12 protein-coding genes and 2 CRISPR repeat arrays (1 of these 14 running past the window's edge) are annotated in these 15,271 nt (G+C 68.4%); of the genes, 5 read left to right on the top strand and 7 right to left on the bottom strand.

Annotated elements, in window-relative coordinates; genetic code table 11:
• A CRISPR array of direct repeats spans positions 1 to 365; the repeat unit is 28 nt; unit sequence GTTCACTGCCGCATAGGCAGCTCAGAAA (it extends 624 nt beyond the left edge of the window).
• 91 nt (positions 366 to 456) lie between these two features.
• The 5 genes from tnpC to ruvB all read right to left on the bottom strand — a co-directional run bounded on the left by tnpC (position 457) and on the right by ruvB (position 5,975).
• Positions 457 to 1,971 carry an IS66 family transposase gene (tnpC, locus tag P7644_RS02850; protein WP_404299153.1) on the bottom strand — a complete coding sequence of 505 codons (1,515 nt, stop codon included), beginning with the start codon at positions 1,969 to 1,971 and terminating at the stop codon, positions 457 to 459.
• An 82-nt stretch (positions 1,972 to 2,053) separates the two neighbouring features.
• Positions 2,054 to 2,386: an IS66 family insertion sequence element accessory protein TnpB gene (gene tnpB, locus P7644_RS02845; RefSeq protein ID WP_404299152.1), complete on the bottom strand. Its 333-nt coding sequence runs from the start codon at positions 2,384 to 2,386 to the stop codon at positions 2,054 to 2,056.
• A 7-nt stretch (positions 2,387 to 2,393) separates the two neighbouring features.
• On the bottom strand, positions 2,394 to 2,822 hold the full coding sequence (gene tnpA, locus P7644_RS02840) for an IS66-like element accessory protein TnpA (RefSeq protein WP_404299151.1): 429 nt from the start codon (positions 2,820 to 2,822) through the stop codon (positions 2,394 to 2,396).
• 100 nt (positions 2,823 to 2,922) lie between these two features.
• A CRISPR array of direct repeats spans positions 2,923 to 4,210; the repeat unit is 28 nt; unit sequence GTTCACTGCCGCATAGGCAGCTCAGAAA.
• A 71-nt stretch (positions 4,211 to 4,281) separates the two neighbouring features.
• Complete coding sequence (locus P7644_RS02835) at positions 4,282 to 4,875, bottom strand: Uma2 family endonuclease (RefSeq protein ID WP_404301491.1); 594 nt, start codon at positions 4,873 to 4,875, stop codon at positions 4,282 to 4,284.
• Between the two features lie 41 nt (positions 4,876 to 4,916).
• Positions 4,917 to 5,975 (bottom strand): Holliday junction branch migration DNA helicase RuvB, encoded by a 1,059-nt coding sequence (gene ruvB, locus P7644_RS02830; protein ID WP_404301490.1) that lies wholly within the window; start codon positions 5,973 to 5,975, stop codon positions 4,917 to 4,919.
• A gap of 121 nt (positions 5,976 to 6,096) precedes the next feature.
• Here ruvB and P7644_RS02825 point away from each other — a divergent pair, with 121 nt between their 5' ends.
• The 3 genes from P7644_RS02825 to P7644_RS02815 are packed head-to-tail and all read left to right on the top strand — an operon-like array spanning position 6,097 to position 11,446.
• Complete coding sequence (locus tag P7644_RS02825; protein ID WP_404301489.1) at positions 6,097 to 6,714, top strand: DUF2760 domain-containing protein; 618 nt, start codon at positions 6,097 to 6,099, stop codon at positions 6,712 to 6,714.
• A 2-nt stretch (positions 6,715 to 6,716) separates the two neighbouring features.
• The gene (locus tag P7644_RS02820; RefSeq protein ID WP_404301488.1) at positions 6,717 to 8,633 is read left to right on the top strand and encodes an Hsp70 family protein; all 1,917 of its coding nucleotides are present in this window, start codon (positions 6,717 to 6,719) and stop codon (positions 8,631 to 8,633) included.
• Entirely contained in the window at positions 8,630 to 11,446 is a 2,817-nt protein-coding gene (locus P7644_RS02815) for an Hsp70 family protein (RefSeq protein WP_404301487.1), read from the top strand. The genes P7644_RS02820 and P7644_RS02815 overlap by 4 nt, the downstream gene beginning before the upstream one ends.
• A gap of 15 nt (positions 11,447 to 11,461) precedes the next feature.
• Here P7644_RS02815 and P7644_RS02810 read toward each other — a convergent pair whose 3' ends face one another.
• A complete protein-coding gene (locus P7644_RS02810) occupies positions 11,462 to 12,961 on the bottom strand; it encodes an endoproteinase ArgC (RefSeq protein WP_404301486.1) in 1,500 nt (499 codons plus the stop codon).
• A 31-nt stretch (positions 12,962 to 12,992) separates the two neighbouring features.
• Positions 12,993 to 13,565 carry a Holliday junction branch migration protein RuvA gene (gene ruvA, locus P7644_RS02805; RefSeq protein WP_404301485.1) on the bottom strand — a complete coding sequence of 191 codons (573 nt, stop codon included), beginning with the start codon at positions 13,563 to 13,565 and terminating at the stop codon, positions 12,993 to 12,995.
• 48 nt (positions 13,566 to 13,613) lie between these two features.
• Between ruvA and P7644_RS02800 the strand changes: the two genes are divergently transcribed.
• On the top strand, positions 13,614 to 14,567 hold the full coding sequence (locus tag P7644_RS02800; RefSeq protein WP_404301484.1) for a PhoH family protein: 954 nt from the start codon (positions 13,614 to 13,616) through the stop codon (positions 14,565 to 14,567).
• 51 nt (positions 14,568 to 14,618) lie between these two features.
• Positions 14,619 to 15,071 carry an rRNA maturation RNase YbeY gene (ybeY, locus tag P7644_RS02795; protein ID WP_404301483.1) on the top strand — a complete coding sequence of 151 codons (453 nt, stop codon included), beginning with the start codon at positions 14,619 to 14,621 and terminating at the stop codon, positions 15,069 to 15,071.
• Positions 15,072 to 15,271: the final 200 nt, after the last annotated feature.

Here is a 15,271-nt window from a genome sequence, read left to right as displayed (position 1 = left end):
AGAAATCGACGGCAACCTGCTTGGCGCCCACATGTGGGTTCACTGCCGCATAGGCAGCTCAGAAAAGCTCCGAAGGGGGCTCTGCCGCCCCGCAGACGTTCACTGCCGCATAGGCAGCTCAGAAAACCACGCCCACGCCGCCGGCGCGGGCTACGTCGTTCACTGCCGCATAGGCAGCTCAGAAAAGGCTACGCCAGCGAGCGCGACGCCGCCGCGCGTTCACTGCCGCATAGGCAGCTCAGAAAAGGCAGCACAGGCCGATCTGCGCAGGCTCGTTGTTCACTGCCGCATAGGCAGCTCAGAAAAAGCTCAAGGCGATCAAGGGCAAGGCAGTGGTGTTCACTGCCGCATAGGCAGCTCAGAAATAGGACGTTCCGCTCAACTGGGCCGAATGGGGGTTCACTGTAAGCGCGCGGCAAACCCATGTTGACCGCCGCTGGCGGCCATGGCTGATGATCAGATGTCGATGGGTTGCCAGCGATGCGGCAGCAGTTCTTCAATCCGGCTGGCCTTGTGCGTGGGCAGCCGGGTCAGCACATCCTTGAGATAGGCATATGGGTCGTGCCCGTTCATGCGCGCTGACTGGATCAGGCTCATCACGGCGGCCGCCCGCTGGCCCGCGCGCAGGCTTCCTGCGAATAACCAATTCGAGCGCCCCAGGGCCACAGGCCTGATCTGGTTTTCGATCCAATTGTTGTCCGGCGGCAGCTGCGGGTCATCAACGAAGCGCGTGAGCGCAGCCCATCGCTTGAGGCTGTAGTCCAGCGCCTTGGCCGTCGCCGAGTTGCCCGCCACCTGCTGGCGTTGCAGCACCATCCACTGGTGCAACGCGTCCAGAATGGGCCGACTGTGCTGCTGGCGCACCTGCAGCCGCTCTGGTGCCGCCAGGGGCTGAACTTGCCGTTCGATCTCATAGACCCGGGCGAACTGCGCCAGGGCCAATTCGGCGATCTCGCTCTTGCCCGCCGCGTGCAGGTCGAAGAACTTGCGCCGGGCGTGTGCCAGGCAACCGGCTTCGGTCACGCCCTGGCTAAAGCTGGCCTTGTAGCCGGCATAGTCGTCACAGATCAGGCTGCCGCGCCACTCACCCAGGAAGGCGCGGGCGTGTTCTCCGGCGCGGGACTCGCAGAAGTCATAGACCACGGCCCGCGTGGCTTCAAACGCTCCCGGGGCATAGGCCCACAGGTAGGCCCGGTGCGTTTTACCGTTGCCCGGCTTGAGCATGGCCACCGGGGTCTCATCACCGTGCAACACCCGGTGGCCGAGCACCTCGGCCTTCAGGGCATCGACCAGCGGTTGCAGCCGCGCACCGCAGGTGCCCACCCACTGCGCCAGGGTGGATCTTGGAATCGCCAGACCGGCGCGACCAAAGATGTTCTCCTGCCGGTACAAGGGCTGGTGATCCTGGTACTTGGCCACCAGCACCTGGGCCAGCAGGCCGGCAGTCGGGATGCCTTTATCGATCACATGGGCCTCGACCGGCGCCTGGGTGATGGTTTCGCACTGGGTGCACGCCCACTTGCCACGGATGTAGCGCTCCACGGTGAACACGCCCGGCACGTAGTCCAGCTTCTCGGCCACGTCTTCGCCGATGCGCTTCATTTGGCAGCCGCAGGCGCAGGTGGTCGACTCAGGCTCGTGGCGGATCTCGCGGCGCGGCAGGTGGGCAGGCAGGCTCTGGCGTTTGGGCTGTTGCTTGGCTTCGGGCGCAGCCGCAAGCGGCTGGAGTTGCTCAATCTCGACGGCGACCGCCGCCAGGTCGGCATCGATCTCGTCTTCCAGCAGGCTCCTCTGATCGGCGCTGTGCCGCTCGGATTGGGCGGCGAACTTCAGCCGCTTGAGCAGCGCGCACTCATAGGTGAGCTTCTCGTTGAGCGCGCGCTGGTGACGCAGTTCGGCCAGCAGGCGCTGGGTCACTTCGCGCAGTTGCTCTGCGTCCAGCTCGCTCAGGGCTTGCTCGTCGATCACCATGGCTGGCAGTGTGCCCGCTCACCCTGGGTCCAGCCATTGACGCATCTCCCGATTGCCACGGCCACGCCCTTACGCCGACGATTCAGACCACGGTGATGGCACCTTGCGAGCCCACACGCTGCCAGGGCAGGCCCAGCACCAGGGCGTTGAGCTGGGCGTGTTCCAACGCCACGTTCGGACTGCCCGCAGGTGCCCAGACAAACTTGCCCTGGTGCAGCCGGCGCGCGGCCAGCCACAGTCCCACGCCGTCATGTACCAGGACTTTCAGGCGGTTGGCGCGCTGGTTGGCGAAGACGTACGCATGATGTGGCTGGGCCGCGCCGAAGGTGGCGATCACCCGCGCCAGGGCGGTGTCGGTGCCCGCGCGCATGTCCAGCGGGGTGGTGGCCAGCCAGGCCGCGTCGATCCTGATCATGTGCGAATCACCGCAGTAATTCGCGCAGCATCTGGGCGCACTCGGTCGCAGCGGATAAGGGCCAGTGCACGGTCACGGACATGCCGGGGCGCTGGCATTCGATGCGGATGCCATCCGCTGGCGTTGGCAAGGACGCGGATGGTAGCTCACCAGCAGACGCCTGCGGTACTGCGCTCAGGTCGATGGGGATAAAGGCCGGGGGTTGGGAAGCAACGACCGCAGTGCTGACGCCAACTTCAAGACGGTGAAGTCCCTGCGCCCATTCCTTGAGCCAGCGGTGTAGCACGTTGGCGTTCATGCCATGTTGCAGGGCCACCGCCGCGACCGATGCGCCTGGCTGTCGGCAGGCAGCCACCAGCTCGGCCTTGAATTGCGGGGTGTAGGTGCGGTGCGTACGCCGCTGCGCATAGCGCGGGGTCTGAGGGTCTTTGAGCATCGTGTCCACGCCAATGTTGCGTGCACACGATCTTGCTCAGCCTTACCACCTCATTCAAGATGGGTTCGCCAGCCGCATACGGTGGTTCAACCAATACGGAGTTCACTGCCGCATAGGCAGCTCAGAAAATCGAGCAATACTCATCAGGAGTCGGTGGCGGGTTCACTGCCGCATAGGCAGCTCAGAAATGGTCAGCAGGAACACAAGGGCGGCGAGTGCGGTTCACTGCCGCATAGGCAGCTCAGAAACTGCGATGCGCAAGACGCACGTTGGCAACGGCGTTCACTGCCGCATAGGCAGCTCAGAAAGTTGAACAGCGCGTGGTCCAGCCACAGGATGGGTTCACTGCCGCATAGGCAGCTCAGAAATTTTTCATCGTGCCCCAGGTCACAGACCTGATGTTCACTGCCGCATAGGCAGCTCAGAAATCATTCGTCGGGATGCGCTCGGGGTGCGCCACGTTCACTGCCGCATAGGCAGCTCAGAAATGCGCAACACCGACCGCACGCCCTTCCTGGGTGTTCACTGCCGCATAGGCAGCTCAGAAATTGGAGGCCAGAAGTTTGATGTCGCCGGATTGGTTCACTGCCGCATAGGCAGCTCAGAAACACAGGGCGAACAGGATCTCGCTGTCTGGCGCGTTCACTGCCGCATAGGCAGCTCAGAAATCCTCAATCTCGCGCTCTTGTACTTTGTTCTTGTTCACTGCCGCATAGGCAGCTCAGAAAAGTAGCGCGAGCACCATCGGCGTGCTGAAAAGGTTCACTGCCGCATAGGCAGCTCAGAAATGGCCGTCCACGGCGTCCCGCACCGCGTCACCGTTCACTGCCGCATAGGCAGCTCAGAAAAACCTGGGCCGAGTGGCGTTGTCGAGCCTCAAGTTCACTGCCGCATAGGCAGCTCAGAAATACGCCCCCACCGGCCAGGCCGACGCATTCGGGTTCACTGCCGCATAGGCAGCTCAGAAAGTGCCGACGCACGTCTTCAAGCTGGTCTACGAGTTCACTGCCGCATAGGCAGCTCAGAAACACAAACACGCACGGTTTCCATCAACACTGTCGTTCACTGTCGCATAGGCAGCTCAGAAATGCTCGCCCACGGCCGGCTGGCGCCTGTGCCGGTTCACTGCCGCATAGGCAGCTCAGAAATTCTGCGTGGCCGAGCACAGCCTGCTGTGCGCGTTCACTGCCGCATAGGCAGCTCAGAAAGCAACGTGGCCCAGGACTGGGCCGCAGAAGGAGTTCACTACCGCAAAGGCAGCTCAGAAAACAGCGGTCGGACGCTGAAGCCGCCCTGGGCGGTTCACTGCCGCACAGGCAGCTCAGAAATCAAGGTGCGCGACTACGCCCGCTACATGGACGTTCACTGCCGCACAGGCAGCTCAGAAAAGTCTTCACCTTCGGGATCACAGGCTACTAAACAGCTTTGCAGTGCGCAAACAGCACTGCACACCGGAAGCTCAAGGCTCCACCGCTGGCAGCCGCGCCACCAGGGCGTCCCAGGCGATGGCGACATCGGGCAATATGGCCAGCACGGTGCTGTCCTTGAGTTCGGAAATCTCGGGAATGCCGTAGCGCCCGTCCACGAGGGTATGCACGGTGAGCGTGCGGTCCGTGGGGTGCACCAGCCAGTATTCGCGCACGCCAGCGCGTTCGTAGATGCGTCGCTTGGCAATCTGGTCGCGCGCCGCCGTGCTGGGCGAGAGCACTTCCACCACCCCGTCAGGCGCGCTGCGCACGCCGCGGCGGTCGATCTTTCCCGGGTCGCAGACCAGCAGCACGTCGGGCTGCACCACGGTGTCTATGTCGCCGTCGGCCTCATCGCCGCGAGGCAGGCGCACGTCCACGGGGGCAATGAACACGCGGCAGGGCGCTCCCTGCAGTGCTTGGCGCAACTGAAAATACAGATCCCCGGCGATGTCCTGGTGCTCAATGCTGGGTACGGGCGACATCATCCAGGCTTGGCCGTCGATCAGTTCGTAGCGCACATCGTCGGGCCAGCGCAGGCATTCGCCGTAGGTGTAGCGTTCGGCGGCGTGCTTTGGGGCTCCCATGATCGGTTCCGTGATGGCAATGGGTGGTGCCGGACATTGTCTCAAAATAGGCCCCCACCCTGCCCCCCCTGCGGCGCCGCCACCCCCAGGTGGCGGTACGCCGCCAGCGTCGCAATACGCCCGCGCGGCGTGCGCTGCAGGTAACCCTGCTGGATCAGGTAGGGCTCGATCACGTCCTCGATGGTGCCGCTCTCTTCGCCGATGCTGGCCGCTATGTTGTCCAGCCCCACGGGGCCGCCGTCGAAGCGGTGGATCACGGCCTCCAGCAGCTTTCTGTCCATGATGTCGAAGCCCTGCGGGTCCACGTCCAGCATGGCCAGGGCACGCTGGGCGATATCCTGGGTGATGCGGCCGTCGCCCTTCACGTCGGCGTAGTCGCGCACGCGGCGCAGCAGGCGGTTGGCGATGCGCGGCGTGCCGCGCGAGCGGCGGGCTATTTCTTGGCCGCCCGCTGGGTCTATCGGTGCGCCCAGCAGGCCGGCCGAGCGCATGACGATGCGCGCCAGCTCCTCGGGCGTGTAGAACTCCAGGCGCGCGACGATGCCGAAGCGGTCGCGCAACGGGTTGGTGAGCATGCCGGCGCGCGTGGTCGCGCCCACCAGGGTGAAGGGCTGCAGGTCCAGCTTGATGCTGCGCGCGGCCGGGCCCTCGCCGATCATGATGTCGATCTGGTAGTCCTCCAGCGCGGGGTAGAGGATTTCCTCGACCACCGGGCTCAGGCGGTGAATCTCGTCGATGAACAGGACGTCGTTCTTCTCCAGGTTGGTCAGCAGCGCCGCCAGGTCCTTGGGCTTTTCCAGCACCGGGCCGCTGGTCTGGCGAAGCTGAACGCCGAGCTCGGCGGCGATGATGTGTGAGAGCGTGGTTTTTCCTAAGCCCGGCGGGCCGAACAGCAGCACATGGTCCAGCGCCTCGCCGCGCTTTCGGGCCGCGCCAATGAAGATCTCCAGCTGCTCGCGCGCCTTGGCCTGGCCCACGTATTCCTGCAGCAGCTTGGGGCGCAGCGCGCGCTCCAGCGCCTCCTCCTGCGGTGAGGCCGGCGCGGCCGAGACCACGCGGGCGGCGGGCGGGGGTGCGAAATCGTCGGTGTGGATGCTCATGTGGGCCGCATTGTCCCCCATCGCCCGCGCCCTTTGGCAGCGCCGGCGCGGTGCGTTTGGGTAACATCACAGCCCTTTTTCCTTCGCGCGCGCGCCGCCCGCCGCGCACGCCTCCCTTGTCATGAGCAGCCCCCAGCCCCCCAGTTTTCTCAGCCGCATCGCCATCGCCATCGGCAGCTTCTTCGCCATCCTGGGCAATGCCCCGCTGGCCGCCCAGGTCGCCCGCCTGCGCGCCGGCGAGCCCCTGGCCGCCGACGCCCCACCCAAGGAGGTGCGCGTGGAGGTGCCGGTGGAAAAAATCATCGAGACCCGCATCGAGGTGCCGGTCGAGAAGATCGTCGAGCAACGCGTGGAGGTAGCGACCGACACCGCCGCGTTGCAGCTGCTGGGCCTGCTGCAGCGCGAGGCGCGCTTCGTGGACTTCATCCAGGAGGACGTGGCACCCTATGCCGACGCCGAGATCGGGGCCGCCGCGCGCGTGGTGCACGAGGGCTGCCGCAAGGTGCTGCGCGAGCATTTCACGCTGGCCCCCGTGCGCGCCGAGGCCGAGGGCGCCCGCATCACGCTGCAGGCCGGCTTTGATGCCAGCGCCATACGCCTGACGGGCAATGTGGTCGGCCAGGCGCCCTTTACCGGCAGCTTGAGCCACCGCGGCTGGCAGGTGAGCGACGTGCGCCTGCCGCAGCTCACCGATGCCAAGGCCGCCGCCATCATTGCCCAGGCCGAGGTGGAGCTGTGAGCATGAGCGCCCCAAACACTCCTGATTCAGTAGCTGCAGACGCTTACACAGCAAGCGTTATAGACCAAAACAATGCCAAATTCAGCCTGGGGATCGACCTGGGCACCACGCACTGCGCGCTGTCCTGGGTGGACAAGCTGGCCAGCGATGGCGAAAAAATCGTGCAGGGCGTGCAGGACATTCCCCAGCTCACGGCGCCGGCCAGCGTCCAGGCGCTGCCGCTGCTGCCCTCGTTCCTGTACCTGCCGCACGAGAGCGAGCTGACGCCCTCCGACCTGGCCCTGCCCTGGGGTACGGACCAGGGCGGCCTGGTGGGCGAATTCGCGCGCACGCGCGGCGCGGCCACGCCGATACGGCTAGTCAGCAGCGCCAAGAGCTGGCTGTGCCACCCCGGGGTGGACCGGCGCGCGCCGCTGCTGCCGGCGGACGCGCCGCCCGAGGTGCAGCGCGTCTCGCCCCTGGCGGCCAGCACGCAATACCTGCAGCACCTGCGCAGCGCCTGGGACCAGGCCCACCCCGAGGCGCCGTTCGATGCCCAGGACATCACGGTCACCATCCCCGCCTCCTTCGACCCGGCCGCGCGCGAGCTCACGGCCGAGGCCTGCCGGGCCGCCGGTTTCCAGAAGCTGACACTGCTTGAAGAACCCCAGGCCGCGCTCTACAGCTGGATACAGGCCAGCGGCGGCGGCTGGCGCAAGCAGGTGGCGCATGGCGACGTGATCCTGGTCGTGGACGTGGGCGGCGGCACGACCGACCTGTCGCTGATCGCCGTGCTGGAGAAGGGCGGCAACCTGGAACTGCAGCGCGTGGCCGTGGGCGAGCACATCCTGCTCGGCGGCGACAACATGGACCTGGCCCTGGCCTACGGCGTGGCGCGCAAGCTGGCGGCCGAGGGCAAACAGCTCGACGCCTGGCAGACGCGCGCCCTGGCGCACGGCTGCCGCGCGGCCAAGGAGCAGCTGCTGGCCGACGAGGCCCTGGAGGCCGTGCCCGTGGTCGTGCCCAGCCGCGGCAGCAAACTGATTGGCGCCAGCATCCGCACCGAGGTCACGCGCGCCGAGGTGCTGGCCCTGCTGGTCGAGGGCTTCTTCCCGCAGGTCGCCGTCAGCGACAAGCCCGTCACGCGCGCACGCGCCGCGCTCACGCAGCTGGGCCTGCCCTATGCGCAGGATGCGGCCGTCACGCGCCACCTGGCAGCCTTCCTGTCGCGCCAGGCCGGCGCCACCGCGCAGATCGAGGGCCTGCAGGGCGCGCAGACGCAAGGCGCATCCTTCCTGCACCCCACGGCCATATTGTTCAACGGCGGCGTGCTCAAGGCGGCGCAGATCGAGCGGCGCATTCTCGACGTCATCAACGGCTGGCTGGCCGCCGAGGGCGCGCAGCCGGCGCGGCTGCTTGCGGGCGCGAACCTGGACCTGGCCGTGGCGCGCGGCGCCGCCTACTACGGCCATGTGGCGGCCGCGGGCCGCGGCGTGCGCATACGCGGCGGCACGGCGCAAAGCTATTACGTGGGGGTGGAATCGAACATGCCGGCGATCCCCGGCATGGAGCCGCCGATCTCGGCCCTGTGCCTGGCACCCTTCGGCATGGAGGAAGGCACGGAGGTGGCGCTAGACGCTCAGGAGTTCGGCCTGGTCGTGGGCGAGCCGGTGCGCCTGCGCTTCTTCGGCTCCAGCGTGCGCCGCAATGACGCCGTGGGCACGCTGCTGGACTTCTGGACCCCTGAGGAGCTGGTGGAGCTGCAGGAGATCGAGGCCCACCTGCCCGCCGAGGGCCGCACACCCGGCGAGGTCGTGCCCGTGCAGCTGCACGCGCGCGTGACCGACATCGGCACGCTGGAGCTCAACGCCGTGCCGGTGGGCGGCAGCGAGCGCTGGAAGGTGGAGTTCGACGTGCGGGCCGACACCCCGGCCCCATGACCGGCGCAACCGCCAGCCCCGCGGATCGGCCCGCGCGCCACGCGGTTGGCATAGACCTGGGCACCAGCCACACCGTGGTGGCCCATGTGCCGCTGGATGGCAGCGCGTTGGACATCGCGCTGCTGCCCATCCCCCAGCGCGTCTCCAGCGCCGAGCTGCAGGCCCTGCCGCTGCTGCCCTCCACGCGCTACCAGGCCGCGCCCGGGGAGCTGGGCGAAGCCTGGCGCGCGCCCTGGCCGCCGCAGGGGGCGAGCGACGAAGCCCCGGCCGTCATCGGCCGCTGGGCGCGCACGCTGGGCGCGGCCGTGCCGGGGAGGCTGGTGGCAAGCGCCAAGAGCTGGCTGTCGCACCCCGGCGTGGACCGCACCGCGCCGATCCTGCCCTGGGGCGCGGGCGAGGACGTGGCCAAGGTCTCGCCGCTCGCCGCCTCAAGCTCATACCTGGCGCATGTGAAGGCCGCATGGGATGCGGCCCACCCCGATGCACCGCTGCACCAGCAGGCCGTGGTGCTCACCGTGCCGGCCTCGTTCGACGAGGGCGCGCGCGCGCTGACGCTGGAGGCCGCGCGGCTGGCCGGCCTGGCGGCGGTGCAGCTGCTCGAAGAGCCCAAGGCGGCGTTCCACGACTGGCTGGTGCTGCAGGACGGGCAGCTCACCGCGCAGTTGGCCGATAGCCGCCTGGTGCTGGTGGTGGACGTGGGCGGCGGCACGACCGACCTGACGCTGATCCGCGTGGAGCCTTCGCCGGGCGGCCCGCCCCGGCTCACGCGCACCGCCGTGGGCGAGCATTTGATGCTGGGCGGCGACAACATGGACCTGGCTCTGGCGCACCTGCTCGAACCCCAGTTCGCACCGCCGGGCGAGCGCCTGCCGGCCGCGCGCTTCGCCCAGCTGGTGCAGCGCTGCCGCCTGGCCAAGGAAGAGCTGCTGGCGCAAGGCGCGCCCGAGTCGGTCACGGTGACGCTGCTGGGCGGCGGCTCGAAGCTGCTGGCGCAGGCGCGCTCGGCCGCCCTCACGCGCGCGCAGGTGCTGCAATGCGTGGTGGAGGGTTTCCTGCCGCCCGCGCGGCTTGGCGATACGCCGGCGCGGCGCCAGGGCGCGCTGCGCGGCCTGGGCCTGCCCTACCCGGCAGACGCGGCCATCTCGCGCCATCTGGCGCAGTTCCTGGCGCGGCATGCGGGCGGCGAGCTGCCGGACACGGTGCTGCTCAACGGCGGCGTGTTCCACGCCCATGCGCTGGCCGAGCGGCTCACGCAACGGCTTGGCGAATGGCGCGGCGGCCCCGTGCGTGTGCTGCACAACCCGCACCCGGACTGGGCCGTGGCGCGCGGCGCGGCCGCCCATGGGTTGGCGCAATATCAGGAAAAAAAGCCGCAAACGCCTACTGGCAAAGCGCAAACAGCTATCAAAACAATTGTCCCACGCATAGGCGGCGGCGCCGCGCGCAGCTACTGGCTGGTGCTGCCGGGCAAGGCCGGGGCCCCGCCCCAGGGCATCTGCCTGCTGCCGCGCGGCACCGAGGAGGGGGCGCGCCTCACGCTCACCGGCCGGCGCTTCGCGCTGCAGCTGGGCCAGCCCGTGCGCTTTGCGCTGCTGGCGCGCAGCCAGGGGCAGGCGCAGGCCGGGCAGATCGCCGCGCTTGCGGGCGAGGGCTGGGTGGAGCTGCCGCCGCTGGCCACCGTGCTGCCCGCGCCCGAGGGCCGCGCCGTCGCCCGGGTCGAGGTGCAGCTGCAGGCCTGCATGAGCGAGGTGGGGGTGCTGGAGCTGCGCTGCCTGGATGTGCAGGACGCGGCGCGGTCGTGGCTGCTGCCGTTTGCCGTGCGCGGGATGGTGGCCAGCTCTCACCCCAGCCCTCTCCCAGAGGGAGAGAGAGAGGGAAGGGGCCAGCCCACCCAGGCCATCACCCTCATCGACCGCATCTTCGGCAACCAGACCCAGGACGTGCCGCCGAAGGAGGTGCGCCAGCTGCGCCAGTCGCTGGAAAAAACCCTGGGCGCGCGCGAATCCTGGGCCCTGCCCCTGCTGCGCACGCTGTTCGATGCGCTGCTGGCGCGCGCCAAGCGGCGCCGGCGCTCGCCCGAACATGAGCGCGTGTGGCTGAACCTGGCCGGCTGGTGCCTGCGCCCCGGCCTGGGGGCGGAGCTGGACGCCTGGCGCATCGCCCAGCTCTGGCAGCTCTACGCCCAGGGCCTGGGCCATGGCGGCGAGGGCGCCAACTGGACCGAATGGTGGGTGCTGTGGCGCCGCGTGGCCGCGGGGCTTGACGAGGCGCAGCAGATGCAGGTGCTGGAGGACGTGGCCGCCTGCATGCAGAAAACCGTGCAGCGCAACGCGCGCGCACGCTGGGGCAGCTACGACGACATGCTGCGCCTGTTCGCCGCCATGGAGGCCGTGCCCTGGCAGTACCGCCAGGAGATGGGCCAGTGGATGCTGGCGCGCCTGGACCGCCCCGACGAGCCCATGCACACCTGGTGGGCCATCGGCCGCCTGGCCGCGCGCGTGCCGCTGGCCGCCAACGCGCATCGGGTCATGCCGCCCGCGGCGGCGCAGGAATTCCTTGACGCCCTACTGGCCCAGGACTGGCGCAGGAACGAGCACGCCATGTTCGCCGCCGTGCAGATCGCGCGCATGACGGGCGAGCGCACGCTGGACCTGGACGATGCCCAGCGCGCACGCGTGCTGGACAAGCTGCGCGCCAGCGGCGCGCCCGAGCGCTGGATCGCGCTGGTGGCGCAGGTGCAGGAGCTCAGCCTGGAGGACCGCCAGCGCAGCCTGGGCGACAGCCTGCCGCCGGGGCTGGTGCTGGTGGGCTGATGCCGGCGCCGGCTCTCACGGATTGAGCCAAGTCTTGAGCGCCGCGCGGTAGCTGCGATCAAAGCGCCCGTAGTAGTCCACGCCATCGGGTTTGGCGCAGCTCGCCGTGCCGCCATGGAGCTGGCCCGCCAGATAGCGCCGCGCGCCAATGGCGACGAAGATGCCCGAGCCGCTGCTGCCCCCTTCGGTGCTGCCCTGCCGCCAGCTCAGCGCCAGAAAGTTGCCTGACTCATCGCTGCTGTTGCCACAACTCGTGTCGCCGCAATTGCTGTAGTTCAGCAGCCTGCCCAGACTCAACTTTTGCCAGCCCCCCTCTGGGTGGTGCAGGCCGGCCAAATCCGTGCCCACGGGCACGCCGCCGTAGTACGAGCCCGCGTAGACGATGCCCGCGGGCGCGGCATCGTTGAGCCGCATGAAGGCCGTGTCGGTACTGGCCGAGGCATACAGCAGCCGCGCGCCGCCCGTGAGCCGCCGGCTGGCCGGATTTTCGGCAGCGCTGCCGCAACTGGCGGAGCGGTACAGCCAGTCGGTGACCAGCGTGGAGGCCTCGGCCTGGCTGGAGATGCAGTGCTGGGCGCTTAAAAAATACGGCGTACCGCTCGATGCCATGTCGTTGAGCAGCGTGCCCGTGCAGAAAAAGGTGGCGCCATCCTCGGCCACAAAGCTCATGCGCGCCACGGAGCGGCTTTGCTCCAGGTATTCGGGCTGGCAGCTCACGTCCACCAGGCAGCTTTCGGCCGCCGCGGCCTTGGTGGCAAAGGCGCCGTCGGCCTCGGCCACCGAGAGGGTGAAATGCGACAGCCGCGGCACGGCCAGCCGCACGGCGGAGGGCGCGGCGCTGGCGGGTATTTCCACCTCCAGCGTGGTCTGTTCGGCCCCGAAATCGGGACTCCAGTAGGTGCGCGCCACCTCGTCGCCGGCACCGGCGCCGGCATTGCGCTCGGCCATGGCCTGCAGGTCCTGCGCGCCGACCTCCACCGCCGCGTCGGGCGCGGCGCCATAAAAGCGCAGCACGGCACCCGGGGGCAGGGCCCGCACCAGCACCCCCAGGCGCACGCCACGCGCGCCCCGGGAGGCAAAGCGCAGTGCCGCCACCTGCGTGCCGCGCGCCGTGGCCTGCCATTGCAGCAGCGCGGCGGTGGCGGCCACGCTGGCCGTATCGGCCACCGCCCGCGCGCTGCCTATCCGGCGCGGCACGCCGGCCGCGCCGGGAGCCATGGGCCGGTCTGCCGCCTGGGCCAGGCCGGGCGGCAACGCGCCCAGGGCCACCACCCGCGTGGCCGCGGGGCCGGCCACGGCGCCTGCCGGCCCCGGCAAGGACCCGGTGCGCTTGAGGGCCGGCGCGGCCTGGGGCTCAAAAGGCTCTATGCGCTCGCTCCACACCGGCGCCGCAGGGGTGCCGCTGCCGCTGCCGCTGCCGCTGTCGCTGTCGCGGCCACCGTCACCGCCGCCGCCGCAGGCGGCCAGGGCCAGAACCAGCGGCAGGGCCGGCATGATGATTTTGGCAATACCCATTTCTCATCCCTTCAGGGCACTCATCCTGGCACTACTTGGCCAGCGACTTCAGCGCCTGCTTGATGCCCTCGCTCACGCCCACATCGGCCGGCAGGGCCTTCAGCGCCGCGGCGGCCTCCTTGTCGTTATAGCCCAGCGCCAGCAGCGCCTGCAGGATGTCGGCCTGCGCATCGTTAACCACTTGTGACTTGGCGCCGATGTCCGCGCCCAGCCTGCCCTTGAGCTCCAGCAGCAGGCGTTCGGCGGTCTTCTTGCCTATGCCCGGCACCTTGATCAGGCGGCCCGCCTCCTGCAGCGATACGGCCTGCGCCAGGTCCGCCGCGCCCATGCCCGAGAGCACGGCCAGCGCCGTGCGCGGCCCGACGCCGCTGATCTTGATGAGCTCGCGAAACGCCTGGCGCTCGGGCACGGTGGCAAAGCCGTAGAGCAGCTGCGCGTCCTCGCGCACAATGAACTGCGTGAGCAGGCTCAGCTTCTCGCCCACGGCGGGCAGGTTGTAGAAGGTGCTCATGGGCACCAGCACCTCGTAGCCCACGCCGTGGCAGTCCAGCAGCACCTCGGGTGGGTTCTTTTCCAATAGCAGGCCGGTCAACTTGCCTATCATGCTCATCCTTTGCCGCATCCAAAGCGGCTCTCAAGCGGAATTATCAGCGTGATACTGCGCCACACTTTTACACCCCATAACAACCTGCGCCTGTCCCATTTGTGCGGCCCAGCCGACGTGCACCTGCGCACCCTGGAGACGGCGCTGCAGGTCAAGATCGCCCACCGCCACGAGCAGTTCAAGGTGGACGGCCCCAAGGCCCGCGCCACCCAGGCCATGGAGCTGCTGCAGGCGCTTTACGAGATGGCGGACCACCCCATCAAGGAAGACCACCTGCAGCTCATGCTGGCGGGCGACGCCAGCATGATCGACGACGACAGCGCCCCGGCCCCGCTGAGCACGCGCCGCGCCGACCTGCGCGCACGCACGCCCACGCAAAGCGTGTACCTGCACAACATCGCCACGCACGACATCACCTTCGGCATAGGCCCCGCGGGCACGGGCAAGACCTATCTGGCCGTGGCCTGCGCGGTCGACGCGCTGGAGAGGAACGCCGTGCAGCGCATCGTGCTCACGCGCCCGGCCGTGGAGGCCGGCGAGCGCCTGGGCTTCCTGCCCGGCGACCTGACGCAGAAGGTGGACCCCTACCTGCGCCCGCTGTACGACGCCCTGTACGAGCTGATGGGCTTCGACCGGGTGCAGAAGTCCTTCGAGCGCAATGTGCTGGAGATCGCGCCGCTGGCCTTCATGCGCGGGCGCACGCTGAACAACGCCTTCGTGATCCTGGACGAGGCGCAGAACACCACGCCCGAGCAGATGAAGATGTTCCTCACGCGCATAGGCTTCGGCGCGCGCGCCGTGGTCACGGGCGACGTGAGCCAGATCGATTTACCAAAGGGGTCCTTGAGCGGCCTGATCGACGCCGAACGCGTCTTGAAGCGCGTGCAGGGCATCGCCGTGACGCGCTTCACCAGCGCCGACGTGGTGCGCCACCCGCTGGTCGCGCGCATCGTGGACGCCTATGACGCTAAAGGCAGCAGCCGCCGCGGCGCGGCCGAATGACTCCTTATTTAATAGCTGTAAACACTTTATTTACGGGCGTCTGAAGCCAAAATGGCATTGAACCACCTGACCCTTTCCCTGCAATTCGCGCGCGAGGCCGCCGCGCACCGCGCAAGCCTGCCGCGGCACAAGGTCGTGCGCTGGATACGCCATGCGCTGGCCGTCGATGCCGAGATCACCGTGCGCATCGTGGGCGCCGAGGAGGGCCAGCGCCTGAACCGCGAGTTCCGCCGCAAGGACTACGCCACCAACGTGCTGACCTTCGACTACCAGCAGGAACCCACGGTGCTGGCCGACCTGGTGCTGTGCGCCCCCGTGGTCGAGCGCGAGGCGCGCGAGCAGGGCAAGACGCTGCAGGAGCATTACGCCCACCTGCTGGTGCACGGCACGCTGCACGCCCAGGGCTGGGACCACGAGACCAGCGACGAGGATGCGCAGGAGATGGAGGCCTACGAGACGGCGATCCTGCAGGAGTTGGGGTTTGCCGACCCGTATGCCGCATAACAGCTACCGCTGCAAAACACCCGTCATCCCTGCGCACGCAGGGATCCAGGGCCTCGACTCGTCAACACCTCACGGCTTTTGGATTCCCGCCCCGGATCAGAGTCCGGGGTGACGTTCCTGCACGGGAATGACGGCCGAGCGAATCGTTTTTGTAGATTCTCCCTAACCCCGCACGCATCCAATCGAGCAGTGCGCACTGC

It is taken from the genome of Alicycliphilus denitrificans (genome assembly GCF_044792555.1).
Lineage (GTDB): Bacteria > Pseudomonadota > Gammaproteobacteria > Burkholderiales > Burkholderiaceae_C > Alicycliphilus > Alicycliphilus denitrificans_A.
The sequence above is the reverse complement of the archived record's forward strand: the minus strand, read 5'-3'. Positions and strand labels throughout refer to the sequence as shown.